The 17,973-nt window shown below is 64.5% G+C and carries 19 protein-coding genes; 4 read left to right on the top strand and 15 right to left on the bottom strand.

Annotated features, from left to right (window positions below; all coding sequences use genetic code 11):
• Nucleotides 1-47 precede the first annotated feature (47 nt).
• From F6X40_RS02295 to ndk, 3 genes are all read right to left on the bottom strand, one after another.
• Nucleotides 48-1,187 (bottom strand): helix-turn-helix domain-containing protein, encoded by a 1,140-nt coding sequence (locus F6X40_RS02295; RefSeq protein WP_187626676.1) that lies wholly within the window; start codon nt 1,185-1,187, stop codon nt 48-50.
• Nucleotides 1,188-1,399: 212 nt separating this feature from the next.
• Nucleotides 1,400-2,551 carry a 23S rRNA (adenine(2503)-C(2))-methyltransferase RlmN gene (gene rlmN / locus F6X40_RS02290; RefSeq protein ID WP_187626675.1) on the bottom strand — a complete coding sequence of 384 codons (1,152 nt, stop codon included), beginning with the start codon at nt 2,549-2,551 and terminating at the stop codon, nt 1,400-1,402.
• A 210-nt stretch (nt 2,552-2,761) separates the two neighbouring features.
• Nucleotides 2,762-3,187 (bottom strand): nucleoside-diphosphate kinase, encoded by a 426-nt coding sequence (gene ndk, locus F6X40_RS02285; protein ID WP_184067608.1) that lies wholly within the window; start codon nt 3,185-3,187, stop codon nt 2,762-2,764.
• Between the two features lie 269 nt (nt 3,188-3,456).
• Here ndk and F6X40_RS02280 point away from each other — a divergent pair, with 269 nt between their 5' ends.
• The gene (locus F6X40_RS02280) at nt 3,457-4,155 is read left to right on the top strand and encodes a Bax inhibitor-1/YccA family protein (protein ID WP_018417558.1); all 699 of its coding nucleotides are present in this window, start codon (nt 3,457-3,459) and stop codon (nt 4,153-4,155) included.
• A 145-nt stretch (nt 4,156-4,300) separates the two neighbouring features.
• Here F6X40_RS02280 and F6X40_RS02275 read toward each other — a convergent pair whose 3' ends face one another.
• The 10 genes from F6X40_RS02275 to F6X40_RS02230 form a co-directional block, all read right to left on the bottom strand.
• Nucleotides 4,301-5,074: an MBL fold metallo-hydrolase gene (locus F6X40_RS02275; protein ID WP_187626674.1), complete on the bottom strand. Its 774-nt coding sequence runs from the start codon at nt 5,072-5,074 to the stop codon at nt 4,301-4,303.
• Nucleotides 5,075-5,082: 8 nt separating this feature from the next.
• Complete coding sequence (bamC, locus tag F6X40_RS02270) at nt 5,083-6,222, bottom strand: outer membrane protein assembly factor BamC (RefSeq protein WP_187626673.1); 1,140 nt, start codon at nt 6,220-6,222, stop codon at nt 5,083-5,085.
• 125 nt (nt 6,223-6,347) lie between these two features.
• Complete coding sequence (dapA, locus tag F6X40_RS02265; RefSeq protein WP_090800745.1) at nt 6,348-7,265, bottom strand: 4-hydroxy-tetrahydrodipicolinate synthase; 918 nt, start codon at nt 7,263-7,265, stop codon at nt 6,348-6,350.
• 43 nt (nt 7,266-7,308) lie between these two features.
• On the bottom strand, nt 7,309-7,911 hold the full coding sequence (locus tag F6X40_RS02260; protein WP_090800746.1) for a class I SAM-dependent methyltransferase: 603 nt from the start codon (nt 7,909-7,911) through the stop codon (nt 7,309-7,311).
• A gap of 28 nt (nt 7,912-7,939) precedes the next feature.
• Nucleotides 7,940-9,142 (bottom strand): tryptophan--tRNA ligase, encoded by a 1,203-nt coding sequence (locus F6X40_RS02255; RefSeq protein ID WP_090800748.1) that lies wholly within the window; start codon nt 9,140-9,142, stop codon nt 7,940-7,942.
• 6 nt (nt 9,143-9,148) lie between these two features.
• The gene (locus F6X40_RS02250) at nt 9,149-9,811 is read right to left on the bottom strand and encodes a site-2 protease family protein (protein ID WP_184067599.1); all 663 of its coding nucleotides are present in this window, start codon (nt 9,809-9,811) and stop codon (nt 9,149-9,151) included.
• Between the two features lie 56 nt (nt 9,812-9,867).
• Nucleotides 9,868-10,503, bottom strand: a complete 636-nt coding sequence (locus tag F6X40_RS02245; protein WP_090800752.1) for an L-threonylcarbamoyladenylate synthase — start codon at nt 10,501-10,503, stop codon at nt 9,868-9,870.
• A 113-nt stretch (nt 10,504-10,616) separates the two neighbouring features.
• Complete coding sequence (locus F6X40_RS02240; RefSeq protein WP_187626672.1) at nt 10,617-11,447, bottom strand: 3',5'-nucleoside bisphosphate phosphatase; 831 nt, start codon at nt 11,445-11,447, stop codon at nt 10,617-10,619.
• A 178-nt stretch (nt 11,448-11,625) separates the two neighbouring features.
• Complete coding sequence (locus F6X40_RS02235; protein ID WP_187626671.1) at nt 11,626-12,510, bottom strand: alpha/beta fold hydrolase; 885 nt, start codon at nt 12,508-12,510, stop codon at nt 11,626-11,628.
• 69 nt (nt 12,511-12,579) lie between these two features.
• Entirely contained in the window at nt 12,580-13,485 is a 906-nt protein-coding gene (locus F6X40_RS02230; protein ID WP_187626703.1) for a ferritin-like domain-containing protein, read from the bottom strand.
• A 279-nt stretch (nt 13,486-13,764) separates the two neighbouring features.
• On the opposite strand from F6X40_RS02230, the gene F6X40_RS02225 reads away from it, so the two are divergent.
• The 3 genes from F6X40_RS02225 to F6X40_RS02215 all read left to right on the top strand — a co-directional run bounded on the left by F6X40_RS02225 (nt 13,765) and on the right by F6X40_RS02215 (nt 15,868).
• Entirely contained in the window at nt 13,765-14,289 is a 525-nt protein-coding gene (locus F6X40_RS02225; protein ID WP_184004143.1) for a gamma carbonic anhydrase family protein, read from the top strand.
• A 63-nt stretch (nt 14,290-14,352) separates the two neighbouring features.
• Nucleotides 14,353-15,303 carry an Hsp33 family molecular chaperone HslO gene (gene hslO / locus F6X40_RS02220; protein ID WP_090800759.1) on the top strand — a complete coding sequence of 317 codons (951 nt, stop codon included), beginning with the start codon at nt 14,353-14,355 and terminating at the stop codon, nt 15,301-15,303.
• 202 nt (nt 15,304-15,505) lie between these two features.
• Nucleotides 15,506-15,868: a hypothetical protein gene (locus tag F6X40_RS02215; protein WP_184067588.1), complete on the top strand. Its 363-nt coding sequence runs from the start codon at nt 15,506-15,508 to the stop codon at nt 15,866-15,868.
• 95 nt (nt 15,869-15,963) lie between these two features.
• Here F6X40_RS02215 and ftsB read toward each other — a convergent pair whose 3' ends face one another.
• Nucleotides 15,964-16,401: a cell division protein FtsB gene (gene ftsB / locus F6X40_RS02210; RefSeq protein ID WP_187626670.1), complete on the bottom strand. Its 438-nt coding sequence runs from the start codon at nt 16,399-16,401 to the stop codon at nt 15,964-15,966.
• A 114-nt stretch (nt 16,402-16,515) separates the two neighbouring features.
• A complete protein-coding gene (gene eno / locus F6X40_RS02205) occupies nt 16,516-17,799 on the bottom strand; it encodes a phosphopyruvate hydratase (protein WP_184067582.1) in 1,284 nt (427 codons plus the stop codon).
• Between the last annotated feature and the right edge of the window lie 174 nt (nt 17,800-17,973).

The following is a 17,973-nucleotide window of genomic DNA, read 5'->3' as shown; positions in this document are numbered from 1 at the left end:
TTGAAAAAGCGCCGCGGACCGGTTGACCGCGGCGCATACCGTATCTGTCAAGGCAGCGCAAAGCGCGCCACGTTGCCCTTGGCTGTCGCATATTTCGACGGATCGACCGGCTGGCCGTCGAGCGTCACCGACTCGAGACCCGCCGTGTTGCCGACCGTGACCTTGAACGGACCGACACCCGTCACTTGCTTCGGATCGCCGGCATGCACGAGGCCGGAGAACAGTTCCTTGCCGTTCTTGTCACGCACGCTGAACCAGCTGTCCTGCGTCACGCGCAGCGCGACGACCGCCTCGCGGAGCGCTGGCGTGACCGCCGGTGCCGACGCGTTCGCCACGACCGCCGGTGCATTTGCGCTCTCCATGGCGGCCTGTGCCTGAGCCTGCGAGCCGGCCTTCGGTGCCGCGGCCGTCGGTGCCGGCGTTGCCGCTGTATTCGCTGCCGGGGCCGAGCCCGGCGCGGTGCCAGTGGCAAGCGGAGCCGGCATCGGCGTTGCCGACGCAGACACCGCATTATCAGCGCTTGCCGCGTTGTCAGCCGTGGCCGCCGCATCCGGCGCCGATGCCCCTTCCGCCGCCGTCGCCGGACCCTGAGCGACCGCGCCCGAAGCCGCCGTGTCGCTGATAGTCGAACTATTCGCGCTTGCCTTCAGGCGCGCGAGCCACGCGGACGAATCACCGCCGTTAGTGCGCCACATCCCGATTGCGATGACTGCGACGACGATCGCCGCAATGCCCCACAGCCACGAACGGCTCTTATGCCCGCTGTCGCCGAGCGACAGCGAAACCTTGCCGCGCGGCAGATCCTTGCCCGATGACGCCGGCATCGACAGATTCGGCGCCGGCACGCCCTTCTCGCGACGCAGCGCCGCCGTAAAAGGCGCCGGATCGGTGCCCAGCATTTTCGCGTAGCTGCGCACGACGCCGAGTGCGAACGTCGTGTCCGGCAGATGGCTGACGTCGCCCGCCTCGAGCGCGCTCAGCTTGACGACCGACACCTTCAGCCGCGCCGACACGTCCTCGATAGTCCAGCCTTTCGACTCGCGCAACTGGGTCAAGCGCGCGCCAACCGCTGCCAACGAATCAAGGGCCGGCTGCACGACAGGCTGGACCACCGCCCTTGCAACGGGTGCCGGATGGCCATCGCTCGTGTCTGTCTCGTGCGGCTGCGGGTGCTGCGGCTCACTCATCCCAAATCCTTTCGCGTCGATTCTTTTAATCGTGCGACCGGACGGGCTCGAGCGTCACGTCCAAATCGCAGACCGTTTATAACAAAATGTGCGGCTTTGTGTACCGCTCCCGATCGATTCTGCAAACTTTCTTTTAATCGCCGGTGGCATGGGAGCATTTTTGCGCTCGCGGTGCTTTCCGCCGAACGCCGACGCCCCGCCGCCCCTCGCGATTACACGGCGCGAACCTCGATCACCTTCGCCGCCTTCCCGGTGCGCTCAGCAAGACGCGTGCGGTCTTTGACCGCGCCGGCCAGCTGACCGCAGGCAGCATCGATATCGTCGCCGCGGGTCTTGCGCACAGTGGTGACCACGGCAGCGTCCATCAACACCTGAGCAAACCGCTTGATCTGTTCCGGCTTCGAACGGATAAGGCCCGATTCGGGGAACGGATTGAACGGAATCAGATTGAACTTGCACGGCACGTTACGCGTGACGGCGAGCAACTCGCGCGCGTGCGCCTCGCTGTCGTTCACGCCATCGAGCATGCAGTATTCGAACGTAATGAAATCTCGCGGCGCGACTTTCAGATAGCGCTCGCACGCCGCCATCAGCTCGCGCAGCGGGTACTTTTTGTTGAGCGGCACCAGCACGTCGCGCAGCGCGTCGTTCGAGGCATGCAGCGACACCGCGAGCGCCACGGGCAGATCCGCGCCGAGCCGGTCCATCATCGGTACGACGCCCGAAGTGGACAACGTGACGCGCCGGCGCGACAGGCCGTACGCATTGTCGTCGAGCATCAGGCGCATGGCCGGCACGACTGCGTCGTAATTGAGCAGCGGCTCGCCCATCCCCATCATCACGACGTTCGTGACGACGCGCTCGCCCTTGCCGTCGCCCCCCATCGCGCGGCCGCCGGCATCACCACGCGACGCGCGCAGCGCAAACTCAGCCATGCGCAACTGGCCGATGATTTCGCCGGTGGTGAGATTGCGGGAGAACCCCTGCTTGCCGGTCGAGCAGAACCGGCAGTTGACCGCACACCCAGCCTGTGACGACACACACAGCGTGCCGCGCGTTTCTTCGGGGATGTAGACGGTTTCAACGGCGTTGCCGTTTCCGACGTCGATCAGCCACTTGCGTGTGCCGTCCGACGAAACGTGGTCGCTGACGACGTCCGGCATCGTGATCGCGGCGCGCCCTTTGAGCTTTTCGCGCAAGGACTTCGCGAGATCGGTCATGCCGTCGAAGTCGGCAGCGTTGTATTGATGAATCCAGCGCTGCAATTGCTTGGCGCGAAACGGTTTCTCGCCCAGGCTGTCGCAATAGGCGACGAGCCCTTGGGCGTCGAGGTCGAGAAGGTTGACGGAGGGACTGCTCGTCATATCGAATCCTGCCATTTCATTGCGAGCCTACGTTCATGCAACAAGCTGCATGAACGCCGTGCCCGTTCGCGCCCATTCCTGCTGCTTTTACCTTACTACTTTGCCGTGCAACGCGCGCGATTCATGCGATAAAACACTTCGGCTGCACGAAACGCGCCAGGCGGACACGGCTTACGACCGAGGCCAGTGCCTGACCTCAGCGCGAGGCGCTCAACGCGAGTAGACGTTGACTTGGGGGAAGAAGAATGCGATTTCAATCGCGGCCGTTTCCGATGCGTCCGAGCCGTGCACCGCGTTGGCGTCGATGCTGTCCGCGAAGTCGGCACGGATCGTGCCCTTTTCTGCCTTCTTCGGGTCAGTCGCACCCATCAGATCACGGTGTTTCAGGATCGCGTTTTCGCCTTCCAGCGCCTGCACGACCACCGGACCCGAGATCATGAATTCGACGAGGTCCTTGAAGAACGGACGTGCTGCGTGCACGGCGTAGAACTTCTCGGCGTCAGCACGCGACAGATGAACCATGCGCGATGCCACGATCTTCAGACCAGCGTTTTCAAAACGGGTATAGATCTGGCCGATCACGTTTTTGGCCACTGCGTCCGGCTTGATAATCGACAGGGTGCGCTCGATCGCCATAAAAACTCCAAAAAATTAAGAAGTTACAGATTCAAATGAATCCGCTATTGTAGCATGTTCCCCGTGCGCCATTGCGATTGAACCCTTACAGCACTGAAAGAATCAAAGCAAAGGGCGCGAAATACTGGTAGCGTAGGCCCTGTGGGCGACTGGAGGTATTGAAACTCCGTGCTGCCGCGCTAATCTTACGGATGAACGGTGCGCCCGCCGGCGCTTCGCAAATTGCCGTATCACCATCACGAAACACGCTTCCGAGGTAAGGAGAGATCATGAACGAACATCCGTATATGTTTGGCCGCAACGGCGCGGTCAGCACGGTCGAAACACGCAACCGCGTGCTACGGAATACCTACTGGCTGCTCGCGCTGTCCATGATTCCGACCGTGCTCGGCGCGTGGGTGGGTCTTGCCACCGGCTTCTCACTGTTCGCCGCCACCAGCCCCGCCATGAGCATGCTGGCATTCTTCGCGATCGCCTTCGGCTTCATGTTCGCGATCCAGCGCACCAAGGACAGCGCCGTCGGCGTCTTCGTACTGCTCGGCTTCACGTTCTTCATGGGGCTGATGCTGTCGCGCATTCTCGCGTTCGTGCTCGGCTTCTCGAACGGCCCGTCGCTGATCATGCTCGCTTTTGGTGGCACCGGTGTGATCTTCGCGGCCATGGCGACCATCGCCACGGTCAGCAAACGCGACTTCTCGGGCCTCGGCAAGTGGCTCTTCATGGGCGTGATCGTGATCCTGCTGGCTTCGGTCGCGAACGTGTTCCTGCAACTGCCGGCGCTGATGCTGACGGTTTCAGTCATGGCAATCGTGATCTTTTCCGCCTACATCATGTTTGACGTGCAGCGCGTCGTGAACGGCGGCGAGACGAATTACATCACGGCGACGCTGGCGATCTACCTGGATCTGTACAACGTGTTCGTCAATCTGCTTGCGCTGCTCGGCATTTTTGGCGGCAACCGCAATTAAGTTTGCCCGGTCGTGCGGCGTGCCCCACGCCGCACTCGACGCTCAAATTAGAAGCCCATAACGATTGCTCGTTATGGGCTTTTTCATTACCTGACCACCCGGCGCATGGCGTGCAGCGCGACCGGACGCCAACCGGGCGCCACAGTCACACCGTCAACCACGCGAAACCTTCGCTCTGCGACGCAACCACCACCTCCGTGGGAGCCGCGTCAAGCACGCCCGCCAGCGCCGCCTGCGCAAGTTCCGGCAGATTGTTCTGCTGGCTCAGATGCGCTGCGACCAGATGCCGCAAGCGCGAGCGGTCGAGCGACGCCAGGATTTCAGCTGCCGCGTGATTGTTCAGATGCCCGTGATTGCCGCCGATACGCGCCTTCAGCGACGGCGGATAACGACTGCCCGCGAGCATCTGCACGTCATGATTGCATTCGAGCACGAGCGCATCGCAGCCACTCAGCACCGCGCTGATATGCGGCGTGGAGGTGCCCACGTCGGTGAGCACGCCAAGCCGGCTCGCGCCGTTCGAGAACACGTATTGGAGCGGTTCGCGGGCGTCGTGCGGAACGGTATAAGGGAGAACGCTGAGCTCTCCGATCGATACCGCCTCGTCGCCCCACAGCACCTGCAGGTCAACATCGGCTTCGTCGGCGCCCACCGCGCGCGCGGTGCCCCAGCTCATGTACAGCGGAATCGACCACTTGCGCGCCAGCGTCAATGCGCTGCCGATGTGATCGCTATGTTCATGCGTAATCAGGATCGCGTCGAGGTGCTCGGCACTCGCGCCGAGCCGCGTCAGACGCCGCTCGACTTCGCGCGCGGAAAAACCGCAATCGAGCAGCACACTCGTGGTGACCGCACCGCTGCGCGCCTCCACCAGCAGCGCATTGCCTTCACTGCCGCTGCCGAGACTTGCGAAGCGCACGACCCGCCTTAGTTCAGTTGCGCGTGCAGCAGCGACACGATGCGCTGCGCGTCCGACGACGTGTCGATCTGCCCATTCGCGTCGACGACCGCGACCTGCGTCACCGCGTCGCCCTTCGCGCGCACGTTGACGAGGAATTCCTGGCCCGGCTTGCGCGTCGAATTGCCGCTGTAGAACAGTTTGCCGAACAGGCCTTCTTTCTTCAGTTCCTGCATCGAATCCGCGTAGCGCACGTAGTAGATGCCCTTCTCGCGATCGCGGTTGTCGACCGTAAAGTTGGTGCGATCGAGCGCGAGGCCCACACGCAGCCAGGCACGGTCGAACGACTCCTGCAGATCGAGCGTCGACGCACCCGCGTTCTGCTCGATCGTGGTCGGCGCGGCGGCGGTGCGCGCGTCGGTCAGCAGCTGCTTCGATTGTGCTTCGGTCAGGCCGAACTTCTGCATCAGCTTGGCGAGAAACAGCGCCTCGAGCGCCGGATCACGCGGACGCTCTTCCCAGCGCGAAGACGTCTTGTCCTGCCCGGTCATCACCTCTTCCATCGCGCTGTGCGTGATCGAGATATCGGTCGCGCCGTCCGGACCGCGCGATACCAGCGTGCGGAAACTGTCGCGGGTGCCCGACGAATAGGCGAAGTCGATGACCTTGCCGATCGTGCGGCGGAACCAGTCGTCCGGAATGTTCGCGCGGTTTTCCGCCCAGTCGGTCGTCATGATGCCGGTGGCCGGCGCATCGGTCTTCAGCACGAAGCCGTTTTCCTGCCAGAACTCCTGCAGCTGCGGCCAGAGCTGTTCCGGGGAACGGCCGTCGACCACCAGCCAGCGACGGTCGCCGTCGCGCTCGATATGCATGCCGAGCGGATCCTGCGCGTTCGGCTGACCTTCGGTCGCGTTGCCGGCCGCCGTGACAGCGCGCGTCGGCGTGCCACCAAGCGCCAGATTGGCCGGCGGTGCCACATAGCGCTGGTCGTTCGGCGACGTGCTCAGATCGCTCGGCACGGCGAGCGGCGGCGCGCTCGAGGTCGCCTTGTAGTTGACGCGGTCGGAAGCGAACCAGTCGTTCAGCGTGTCACAGCCGGCGAGCGTCGACAGGGCAAGCGCCAGCGCCGCCATGCGGGTTGCGTGGAGGGAAAGTGCGGAACGTTTCATGAGGTCCTTCGTGATGCTGGAACGCGATGCCTCGTTCGATCTGCCGGGAACGTGGGCTGAAGCGACGTCGGTTAATGAAATGCCGGTGGCGGTCTTGCGTGGGCGGCGGGACGGTCTCGGCCCGTTCAGCCGAGCAGGCCCGCTTCGCGCAGCGCGCCGCGCACCACTTCGTGGTATTGCGCGTCGAGCGGCGTGAGCGGCAGGCGGATGCCGCCCTGCACACGCCCCAGTTGCTGCAGCGCCCACTTCGCCGGAATCGGATTCGCTTCGGCAAACAGGTACTTGTGCAGTGACAGGAGTTTCAGATGAATCTCGCGCGCGGTCTTCACGTCCGCGGCGAGCGCGGCCTTGCACAGTTCGCTCATTGCGCGCGGCGCGACGTTCGCGGTGACCGAAATATTGCCGTGACCGCCGAGCAGCATCAGCGCGATCGCGGTGGGGTCGTCGCCGCTATAGATGCCGAAATGCGCCGGCGCCGACTTGATCAGATGCGCGGCGCGGTCGATGTTGCCCGTGGCCTCCTTCACGCCGACGATGCCCGGCACCTGCGCGCAGCGCAGGATGGTCTCGTTGCTCATGTCGGCGACGGTGCGGCCCGGCACGTTGTACAGAATCACTGGCAGATCGACGGTTTCGGCGATCTTCGCGAAATGGCGGTAGATGCCTTCCTGGGTCGGCTTGTTGTAGTACGGCACGACCTGCAGCGTGGCATCCGCGCCGACGTCCTTTGCGTGTTGCGTGAGTTCGATCGCCTCAGCGGTGGAATTGGCACCCGCGCCCGCGATGACAGGAATGCGTCCAGCGGTGTGCTCGACCGCGGTCTTGACCATCAGCACGTGTTCTTCGACCGACAGCGTGGCCGACTCGCCGCTCGTGCCGACCACGACGAGCGCATTCGTGCCTTCCTCGACGTGCCAGTCGATCAGTTTGCGAAACGCCGGCAGATCGAGGCTGCCGTCTTCGAGCATCGGAGTGATGATGGCAGGAATGCTGCCGCGGATCTGAACGCCGTCCTGGTGACCGCTGTGGTTGCCGTTAGTCATGAAACGCCATGAATATGATCAGGTAAACCGCGATTGTAGCGGATTAGCCAGCCAACTCGTAACAAGGTGGCGCTGTTGCCCGTGCGGGATCATGCGCCCGGGCCGTTTCCCGAACCGCGCAGATGCGCTGAACGTAGGCCGGACGCGGCTCGGCGAGAAATCCGTCCTGAAATGCGATCACCCGCAGGTGGCCCCGCACGGTGTCGAGCAGCTCGCCAGGCGCGAGCAAAAACGCCGGATTGGAGGGTTTGCCGACGCTTTCGTTTCCTTGCGCGAAGGTCTCGTAAACCAGTACGCCGCCGGGCGCGAGCGCGCGCAGCAACTGCGGAAAAAGCGGCCGGTGCAGGTAGTTGGTGACCACGACGGCGGCGAACGCCGCATCGGCCGGTAGTGGCCACGTCGCGCCTTCGAGATCGGCCACGAGAGGTGTGACGAGCGGCGCGTCGCGCAGCAGGTCGAGAGCAGCCGCGTCGCGATCGATCGCGGTGACCGGATGGCCGAGCGACGCAAAAAAGCGCGCATGCCGCCCGGCCCCCGACGCGACGTCGAGCACCGCGCCGCCCGGCGCGATCAGGTGCGCCCAGTGACGCACCCAGCGCGACGGTTCACCGAGGCCATGCAAGCCACTGGTAACGGGCGTGCTCATCGCTGCACCGCGGTGCGTCGGGTGCGCATCAGTTGTACGACAGCCCCATCGCCTCACGGACGTCGCGCATCGTTTCGGTCGCGAACCGGCGTGCCTTGTCGCAGCCATCGGCGACGATCGCGCGCAACAGCGACGGGTCGTCCATGTACTTCTGCGCGCGCTCGAGCATCGGCTGCTGCTCGCGCAGAATCCCTTCGACGACCGGCTGCTTGCAATCGAGGCAACCGATGCCTGCCGAGCGGCAGCCCTTCTGCACCCACTCGTGGGTCGCTTCGTCGGTATAGACCTGATGCAATTGCCACACCGGGCACTTGTCGGGATCGCCCGGATCGGTGCGGCGCACGCGCGCGGGGTCAGTCGGCATCGTACGGACCTTCTTCGTGATGGTTTCCGCGTCTTCGCGCAGGCCGATCGTGTTGCCGTACGACTTCGACATCTTCTGGCCGTCGAGACCCGGCATGCGCGACGCCTCGGTCAGCATCGCCTGCGGCTCGACGAGGATGATCTTGCGCGAACCTTCGAGATAGCCGAACAGGCGCTCGCGATCGCTCATCGACAGGCTTTGCGATTCCTGCAGCATCGCCCGCGCGCGTTCGAGCGCTTCGTCGTCGCCTTCCTGCTGATACGCGTTGCGCAACTCGTGATACAGCTTCGAGCGCTTGCCGCCGAGCTTCTTCGCGGCTTCGTTCGCCTTCTCCTCGAAGCCCGGCTCACGGCCGTACAGGTAGTTGAAACGACGGGCGATTTCGCGCGTCATCTCGACGTGCGGCACCTGGTCTTCACCGACCGGCACGAGCGAGCCGCGATACAGCAGAATGTCCGCCGCCATCAGCACCGGATAGCCGAGGAAGCCGTAGGTGGACAGGTCCTTGTCCTTCAGCTTTTCCATCTGCTCCTTGTAGGTCGGCACGCGCTCGAGCCAGCCGAGCGGCGTGCTCATGCCGAGCAGCAGCGCCAGCTCGGCATGCTCGGGCACCTTGCTCTGGATGAACAGCGTCGCCTGCGCCGGATCGATGCCGGAAGCGAGCCAGTCGATCAGCACGTCCCACACGTTCTTTTCGATCACTTCGGGCGTTTCGTAGTGCGTTGTCAGTGCGTGCCAGTCGACCACGCAAAAGAAGCACGGGTATTCGGACTGCAGCCGCACCCAGTTTTTCAGCACGCCGTGATAGTGGCCGAGGTGCAACGACCCGGTGGGCCGCATGCCGGAGAAGATACGGTCTGGGAACATGGTTATTTAGAAAAGCGAAACAAGTGGAGTCAGAATTGCGGTGATCGCGCTATACCCGAGCGTCACGAGTGGCCTCAACCAGAAACGCGTGAGCGTACCCGTCATCACCAGCGCCATCACGATGAAAAAGCCGTACGGCTCGAGCCGCGACAACGCGATCGATTGCTTCGGCGGCAACAGGGCCATCACCACGCGGCCGCCATCGAGCGGCGGCAGTGGAAACAGGTTCAGCACGCCGAGCACGAGATTGACGCCGACGCCCGCGCCCGCCATGCGCGTGAAAAACGGTTCGTTGACATTGAGCCCCGCGAGCGCAACGCCGAACACGCCCCAGAACAGCGCCTGGATGAAATTGCACACGGGCCCGGCCGCCGCGACCCATAGGCTGCCCCAGCGCGGGTTGCGCAGATTGCCGAACGCGACCGGCACCGGCTTCGCATAGCCGAACACGAACGCGCCGCTCGTCGCGAAGTACAGCAGCAGCGGAATGGCGATCGTGCCGAGCGGATCGATGTGCCGCATCGGGTTCAGCGACACGCGGCCGAGCACGTACGCGGTGTTGTCGCCGAGCCAGCGCGCGACGTAGCCATGCGCAGCCTCGTGCAGCGTAATCGCGAAGATCACCGGCAGCGCGTACACCGCAATCGTCTGTATCAGGGAAGAATCCATAGCTCGCTATTGTAACAATGCGCTCGCGCGTGTCTGTCCGCTTTCGCTCACGACGCTCACGCCGTTTCCTCGAGACCGAACGGCGCGAGCGAGCCGCGCCCTGCCCGCACCAGCACCGGCTCCGAGCCGGTCAGATCGATTACGGTGGACGGCTCGCACACGCACGCGCCGCCGTCGATCACCAGATCGAGCTGCTTTTCGAGCCGCGCGCGGATTTCCTCGGGGTCGTTCAGCGGCTCGGTTTCGCCGGGCATGATCAGTGTCGAGCCGAGCAGCGGCTGGCCGAGCTCCTCGAGAATCGCGAGCGTGATCGCGTGATCCGGCACGCGCAGGCCGATCGTCTTGCGCGACGGATGCGACACGCGCCGCGGCACTTCCTTGGTGGCCTGCAGCACGAACACGTACGGACCCGGGGTCACCGACTTAAGCAGCCTGTACTGCCAGTTGTCCACCATAGCAAAATTGGCGAGCTCCGACAGATCACGCACGAGCAGCGACAGTAGTTGCTTTTCGTCGAGTCCGCGGATGCGCCGCAGGCGTTCGACCGCATCCTTGTCGTCGAGACGGCAGGCGAGCGCGTAGGTCGAATCGGTCGGCAAGGCGACCACGCCGCCGCCGTTGATGATCTGCACGGCCTGCTTGACGAGGCGCGGTTGCGGATTGTCGGGGTGAAGCCGAAAGTATTGGGACATGGAGACTCACGATGGCGGCAGACGAACTGCGGCGGATGGGCTGCGGCGAGCAGAGCGCGTGCCGCATCCAGCCGGCCCCCGCGCGCGCCGTGCCGCTCCGGCACGGCGCGCGGTCACAGCCAGCGTTCCCAAACGGGCTTCAGATCGGCGGGTAGCGGCGGCAGTGCACCGAGTTCGACGCGGCCTTCGCCAGGCGCATGGAAGTCGGAACCGCGCGAGGCCTCGAAGCCATAGCGACGCGCGACGTCCGCATATTCGCGGTACTGGTCGGGCGTGTGGCTGCCGGTCACGACCTCGATCGCCTCGCCGCCGAGGTCGATGAATTCGCCAAAGAACGCGTCGAATTCGAGTTGCGAATATGCGTAACGACCGGGATGCGCGACGATCGCGACGCCGCCCGCGGCCTGGATCCAGCCGAGTGCGTCGGCGAGCCTGGCCCAGCGGTGCGCGACGTAAGCCGGCTTGCCGTCGCCGAGATAGCGGTCGAACACTTCCTGGGTGTTTGCGCAGTGGCCGTGCTCGACCAGGAAGCGCGCGAAATGCGTGCGCGACATCATGTCGGGATTCGATACGTAATGCAGCGCGCCCTCGTACGCGTCTGGAATGCCGAGCGTGGCCAGTTGCTCGCCGATTGCTTCGGCGCGCGCGGCGCGGCCGTCGCGCGTGCGGGCGAGACCGTCGATCAGGATCTGGCTGCCCGGATCGATGCCGAGTCCGACGATGTGCACGGTGCGCCCCGCCCACGTGACCGAAATCTCGACGCCGCTCAGGTAATCCATGCCGAGAGCCTCGGCCGCGGTGCGCGCCTCGTGCTGGCCGCCCACTTCGTCGTGATCGGTGAGCGCCCACAGCGTCACGCCGTTAGCGTGCGCGCGGCGCGCGACGTCGGCCGGCGCGAACTGGCCGTCGGAAACGGTGGAGTGGCAGTGAAGATCGGCGTTCATCGTGGTCCTGGAAGGGTTCTGGGGGCATTTTACTGCAATGCAGTAAGGGGCCGCAGGGGTATCTCGCGACGCCAGTGCCGGTTGCCGGCGTGCCGCGAGGTCAAGACCAGTCAGCGCCGATCCCGCGAGCTCCGGGCGACCCACGAGCGCCGTTTCAAACGTAGCTTCAGGCGCGGTGTCAGGTGCAGAACCCCTCGATCAACGCGGCGATCTGCTCCGGCTGGTCGTGATGCAGCATGTGCCCCGCGCCGTCGATGATCTTCTCGCGCCAATCGGGAAACGCCTGGAAACGCGCCTTGAATTCGGCGAGCGGAATGTCGCCGGCGATCTGCGCGAGCGTCGGCGAGCCGGCGGCCTCGACGTGCAGCACCTTCGCGCTGACCTTACGCCACACCGCCATCACCTCGTCGAGGCGATACAGCGTCGGGCCGCGGACCTTGTGCGCCGGATCGGCGAGCAGCATGAAGCGCCCTTCGCCATCCGGCTTCGACCAGTGCTGCGCGAGAAATTGCGCACGCCGCGGATCGAGGCGCGGATTGGTTTTGATCAGGCGCGCGGCGACCTCGTCGAGCGACGCGTAGCGCTTGAGCTGCGGTGGATCGCGCAATTCGTCGAGCCAATTGAGCAGGCGCTTCGGCGCCTGCGCCGAATGCGATCGCGCGAGCCCGAAGCCTTCCAGATCGACCACGCGCCGTACCCGCTGCGGCCGCACGCCCGCATACAGGCACACGACGTTCGCGCCCATGCTGTGACCGACGAGGTTCACCTGGCCGTCGGGCGCGTAGTGGTCGATCAGCGCGTCGAGATCGCCGAGATAGTCCTGCACCCAGTAGCTGCCGCCGCCGCGCTCGGCGACCGGCCAGTCGGACAGACCGAAGCCGCGCATGTCGGGCGCGATCACCTGCCAGTCGCCACCGAGCGCATCGACGACGAACTGGAACGACGCGCCGACGTCCATCCAGCCGTGCAGCATGAACAGTATCCGCGCATCGGAATGGCCCCAGCGCCGCACGTGCAGCCGGACGCCGCGCGCGGCAACGAACTCAGAGCGGGATGTATTCATGAACGGCGCACCCGTAAAAAAGAATGGTCGTTCGATTATAGGAACAGCGGAGCAAGAAGTGGTAACGGTTTATTGACGCGATGCTCGGTCGTCCGTTGCCTGCATGGCTTGCTGCGCATCCTGACTCGCGAGCGCGGCGAGTTCGGCATCGTCGAAACCAGCGTCGCGGCGCGCTTCGAAATTGAACGGGCCACGCAGTTTCGGCGCGTGATACTGGTCGGCGAGACGCAGATAGGTGTGGTGCGGATCGAGGCCGTCCGCGTCGCATAGGTGCCGAAACCAGCGGTTGCCGATCAGCACGTGGCCGATTTCATCGCGCAGGATCACGTCGAGAATCGTCGCCGACGCGTGATCGCCGGCCTGCTGCAAACGCGCGCGGATCGGCGGCGACGCGTCGAGGCCGCGCGCTTCGAGCGTACGCGGCACGAGCGCCATGCGCGCGAGCACGTCGCCACGGGTGCGCTCGCACATGTCCCATAGGCCGCCGTGCGCCGGGAAGTCGCCGTACGCGTGGCCATATTCGGCAAGACGCGCGGCGAGCAGCGAGTAGTGATACGCCTCTTCGGCGGCGACTTTGAGCCAGTCGGTATAGAACCCGGCGGGCATGCCGGGGAAACGCCAGACGGCGTCGAGCGCCAGATTGATCGCATTGAACTCGATGTGCGCGAGCGCGTGGAGCAGCACTGCGCGGCCCTGCGGCGACTGCATGCTGCGTCGACCGAGTTGGCGCGGTTCGACCAGTTCGGGCCGTTCGGGGCGGCCCGGCAGGGCAGCGGGCTCGGCGAGATCGAGGCCGGAGTCACAAAGCGCGCGACCGTCGAGTACCGCAGCGTACAGCTCGCGGGCCGCCGCGGCCTTCGCGGCCGGATCCCGCTCGCGCAACGCGGCGAGCGCGGCGCGGCGCGCGCACGGCGGCTCGTCGTGAGAATTCGATGCGGGAGAAGCGACAGAAACGGGCGAAGCGGCGGACGTCATGACAAACAGATCGGCGTTGGAGGCGGTAAAGACGGCGGAAAGACGGCGGCTGAGCCGCGCGCGAGCGGCCGAGCGGCTCATGCACACAACCGTTTACAATACCCGATTCGACCAACCGGCGCGCTTTCGGGCACGCCCGTCAGTTGGCGACGCAAGACCGCCAACCTCGCACCGCGCCGGCTGCGCGCCGTCCCGCCCATGCGTGGCAACCGATCAGACCATCATCGTGCACAGGATCGGAGTCACCGAAGGCCCGGCTCTGACCAACAAGGAGACATTGTGACGATTTACAAGCTGGGCGAAGCCGCCCCGATCATTCATGAAAGCGTGTTCGTCGCGGATTCGGCGAACATCATCGGCAACGTAACGCTCGAGGAGAACGCGAGCGTGTGGTTCGGCGCGACACTGCGCGGCGACAACGAGCCGATCACGATCGGCGCCGGCAGCAACGTGCAGGAAAGCGCGGTGCTGCACACCGACCCCGGCTATCCGCTGACGGTCGAGTCGAACGTGACGATCGGCCATCAGGCGATGCTGCACGGCTGCACGATCAAGGAAGGCGCGTTGATCGGAATTCAGGCGGTGGTCTTGAATGGCGCGGTGATCGGCCGCAACTGTCTGGTCGGAGCGGGCGCCATCGTCACCGAGGGCAAGGTGTTTCCCGACAATACGCTGATCCTCGGCGCGCCCGCGAAGGCGGTGCGCGAACTGACGGAAGCGGATATCGCCAACATGCAGCGCGGCGCGGCAAGCTATGCCGGGCGCCGCGAGTATTTCAAGGCGCAGCTCGTACGCATCGGCTAGACGGCCGGCGCGCGGTGCGCAAAGGCGCGGCGTCATGCCGCGTCATTCCAGCGAGGAAAAGTTGTGAGCGACCAGTTGCAAAAATTCATGTTCAGCGCGGCGCCGGTGCGCGGCGAGATCGTTTCCCTGCGCAATACCTGGCAGGACGTGCTGACGCGCCGCGATTATCCGGCGCCCGTGCGAACGATTCTGGGCGAAATGATGGCCGCGTGCGCGCTGCTGTCGGCGAACCTGAAGTTCGACGGCACGCTCGTCATGCAGATTTTCGGCGATGGCCCGGTCAAGATGCTGGTCGTGCAGTGCAGCTCGAACCTGACGATGCGCGCCACCGCGAAGCTGTCCGGCGAAGCCGCCCATACGATCGACGACACGACCTCGCTCATCGATCTGGTGAACGCGAGCGGCTACGGCCGCTGCGTGATCACGCTCGACCCGACCGCCAAGCAGCCCGGCCAGCAGCCGTACCAGAGTATCGTGCCGCTGTCGGGCGTGGATGGAGCGCTGAAGTCGATCGCCGAGGTGCTCGAGCACTATATGCATCACTCCGAGCAGCTCGACACGCGCATGTGGCTCGCGGCGAACACCGAACGCGCGGTCGGCATGCTGCTGCAGAAACTGCCGGGCGACGGCGGCATCGTCCCGCATCCGGGCGAGCTCGACGCGGATACGTGGGAACGCGTGTGCACGCTCGGCGGCACGCTGTCGCACGACGAGCTGCTGAAGGAAGAACCTGAGACGGTGTTCCGACGCCTGTTCTGGCAGGAAAACGTCCAGCATTTCGAGCCGGTTACCGCGCGCTTCGAATGCACGTGCTCGCGCGAAAAAGTCGGCGCGATGCTGAAGATGCTTGGCCGCGATGAAGTCGACAGCGTGATCGAGGAACGCGGCCACGTCGAGATTCACTGCGAGTTTTGTAATCAGCGCTACGAGTTCGACCCGGTCGACGTCGCGCAACTTTTCGTGGCCGGCGGACTCTCACAAGGTGTGACGCCGGCGGCCGCGCAGCGGCACTAGACCGCGCTTTCGCCGAAGCGGAGTACGTGCCCGTGAACTGATCGGGCTCTTCACCGCAAGTCCTGACCGCGCCGCCCCATGCCTCGTCACGGCTCGGGCGGCGCGTTGCTTTTGAGCGCGGCGTCGATACTTTGGAAGGATGCATGCGGCGCTGCGCTTTGGAAGACGCTTGCTCGAGCCTCGGACCGATGGAGATTCGACCATGAAGCACACGCTTTCGTTGATGCTTGCCGTCCTCACGGGCAGCGCGGTGCTGGCCGGCTGCTCGATCGATCCGCGTGGCCCAGCGCCGATTCTGAGCCGTCTGCCGCCCGATCAGGCCGAAGCCATCAGTCATACGCAGACGCTGACACCGGAGGAACGCGCGCGCTATGACGCGATCGAGCAACAGGTCATGTTCGAACAGAATCAGACGATGGCCGCGGACGCCGCCGCGCAAGCCTGGTCGCGCTATTACTCGCGTTCGCCGCCCGTGAGGTTTTCCGCGGGCTTCTCGAGCGGCGGCTGGGGACGTGGCTGGGGAACCGGGATCGGCGTCGGGTTCGGGCCGTATTGGGGCTGGTAGGGCGAACACGGCAGCATAAAAACAAAAAAGCGCGGTTCAAGATGAACCGCGCTTTTTTTGCGCCTTCCTGCGAGGCCGATACGAAATATCGAACCTCAGTGCACCGGCTTCTTCTCCTTCGCAGCCGCTGCCTTCCCGCCATGCTTGCGATCCGGCTTCGCGCGCGACTCCGGATTCGGCACCACATGCAGCGGCGCGACCGACACCTCACCGCGCGTCGAGGTGTTCGCCGACGGCGTATTCGCCAACGGCAACGGCTGGTTCGGCGACACGAACTGCACGAACACTTCGCCGTCCTTGACCATGCCCATTTCGTAGCGCGCCCGCTCTTCGACCGCGGCCGTGCCATTCTGCAGGTCCTGCACTTCGCCCTGGATGCGCTCGTTGCGCAGCTTCGCGTCGACATTCTTCTGCAGTTGCTGCGCGAGTTGTCCCTGCAACTCATGCACGCGCAGCCAGCCGCCGTGCCCCCACCAGAGCGGGTACTGGATCAACGCCAGCAGAACGATCAGGACAGCAGTGACAAGCCGCATGAAGTAAGCACAATAAATACGCGCCGCCCTGCGCTATACGCAGGGCGGCGAGGTCAATCAGAAACGAAGGATAACCGGCTCATCGATCGGCGTGAACAATCTGGCGAAGACCGCTTAGCGCAGATTGTAGAAGGCCGACTTGCCCGGGTAGCTCGCGATATCGCCGAGATCTTCCTCGATACGCAGCAACTGGTTGTACTTCGAGATGCGGTCGGAACGCGACAGCGAACCTGTCTTGATCTGGCCGGCGTTCAAACCGACTGCGATGTCCGCGATCGTCGAGTCTTCAGTTTCGCCCGAACGGTGCGAAATCACCGCCGTGTAGCCCGCGCGCTTGGCCATTTCGATCGCCGCGAAGGTTTCCGTCAGCGTGCCGATCTGGTTGATCTTGATCAGGATCGAGTTCGCGATGCCCTTCTCGATGCCTTCCTTCAGGATGCGCGTGTTCGTCACGAACAGGTCGTCGCCGACCAGCTGGACCTTGTTGCCGAGCTTGTCGGTCAGCGTCTTCCAGCCTTCCCAGTCGCTCTCGTGCATGCCGTCTTCGATCGACACGATCGGGAACTTGTCGGCGAGGTTCGCGAGGTAGTCCGCGAATTCCGTCGACGACAGCTGCAGGCCTTCGCCCGCGAGCTGGTACTTGCCGTCGTGGTAGAACTCGCTGGCCGCGCAGTCGAGCGCGAGCAGCACGTCTTCACCGGCGCGGTAGCCTGCTTTCTCGATGGCTTGCAAGATAGTGGACAGGCATTCCTCGTTGCTGCCGAAGTTCGGTGCGAAGCCGCCTTCGTCGCCGACTGCCGTGCTCATGCCGCGGTCCGACAGGATCTTCTTCAGCGCGTGGAACACTTCGGCGCCGCAGCGCAGTGCTTCGCGGAAGCTCGGCTGGCTGACCGGCACGATCATGAATTCCTGGATGTCCAGGCTGTTGTTCGCATGCGCGCCGCCGTTGACGATGTTCATCATCGGCACCGGCAGTTGCATGGCGCCCGAGCCGCCGAAGTAGCGGTACAGCGGCAGACCGGCCTCCTCGGCCGCGGCCTTCGCGACGGCCATCGACACGGCCAGCATCGCGTTCGCGCCGAGGCGCGACTTGTTGTCGGTGCCATCGAGCTCGAGCAGCGTCTTGTCGAGGAACGCCTGCTCGGAAGCGTCGAGACCCATGATCGCTTCGGAGATTTCCGTGTTGATGTGCTCGACGGCCTTCAGCACACCCTTGCCGCCGTAGCGGCCGGCTTCGCCGTCGCGCAGTTCGATCGCTTCGCGCGAGCCGGTCGACGCGCCTGACGGTACGGCCGCGCGCCCCATCGTGCCTGACTCGAGCAGCACGTCGCATTCGACGGTGGGGTTGCCTCGCGAATCGAGAATCTCTCGACCGATGATGTCTACGATAGCACTCATGGTTTCCTCAAAGGATGACGTTGAATTCTTTACTGTGACCTTGCATCGCGCTGTCGAACCGGAGTTGGCGCTTTAGCGCCTACTCCGGTCCCATGCAAAGCGCCTGCCGGTCCCCCCGACAGACAACTCGCGCGCCGATACGTTCGACGACCATTATGCGAAAACGCCGCGGGT

It is taken from the genome of Paraburkholderia sp. UCT31 (genome assembly GCF_014397655.1).
GTDB lineage: Bacteria > Pseudomonadota > Gammaproteobacteria > Burkholderiales > Burkholderiaceae > Paraburkholderia > Paraburkholderia tuberum.
Note: the sequence above shows the minus strand (reverse complement) of the source record. Positions and strands in the feature narration are given on the sequence as shown.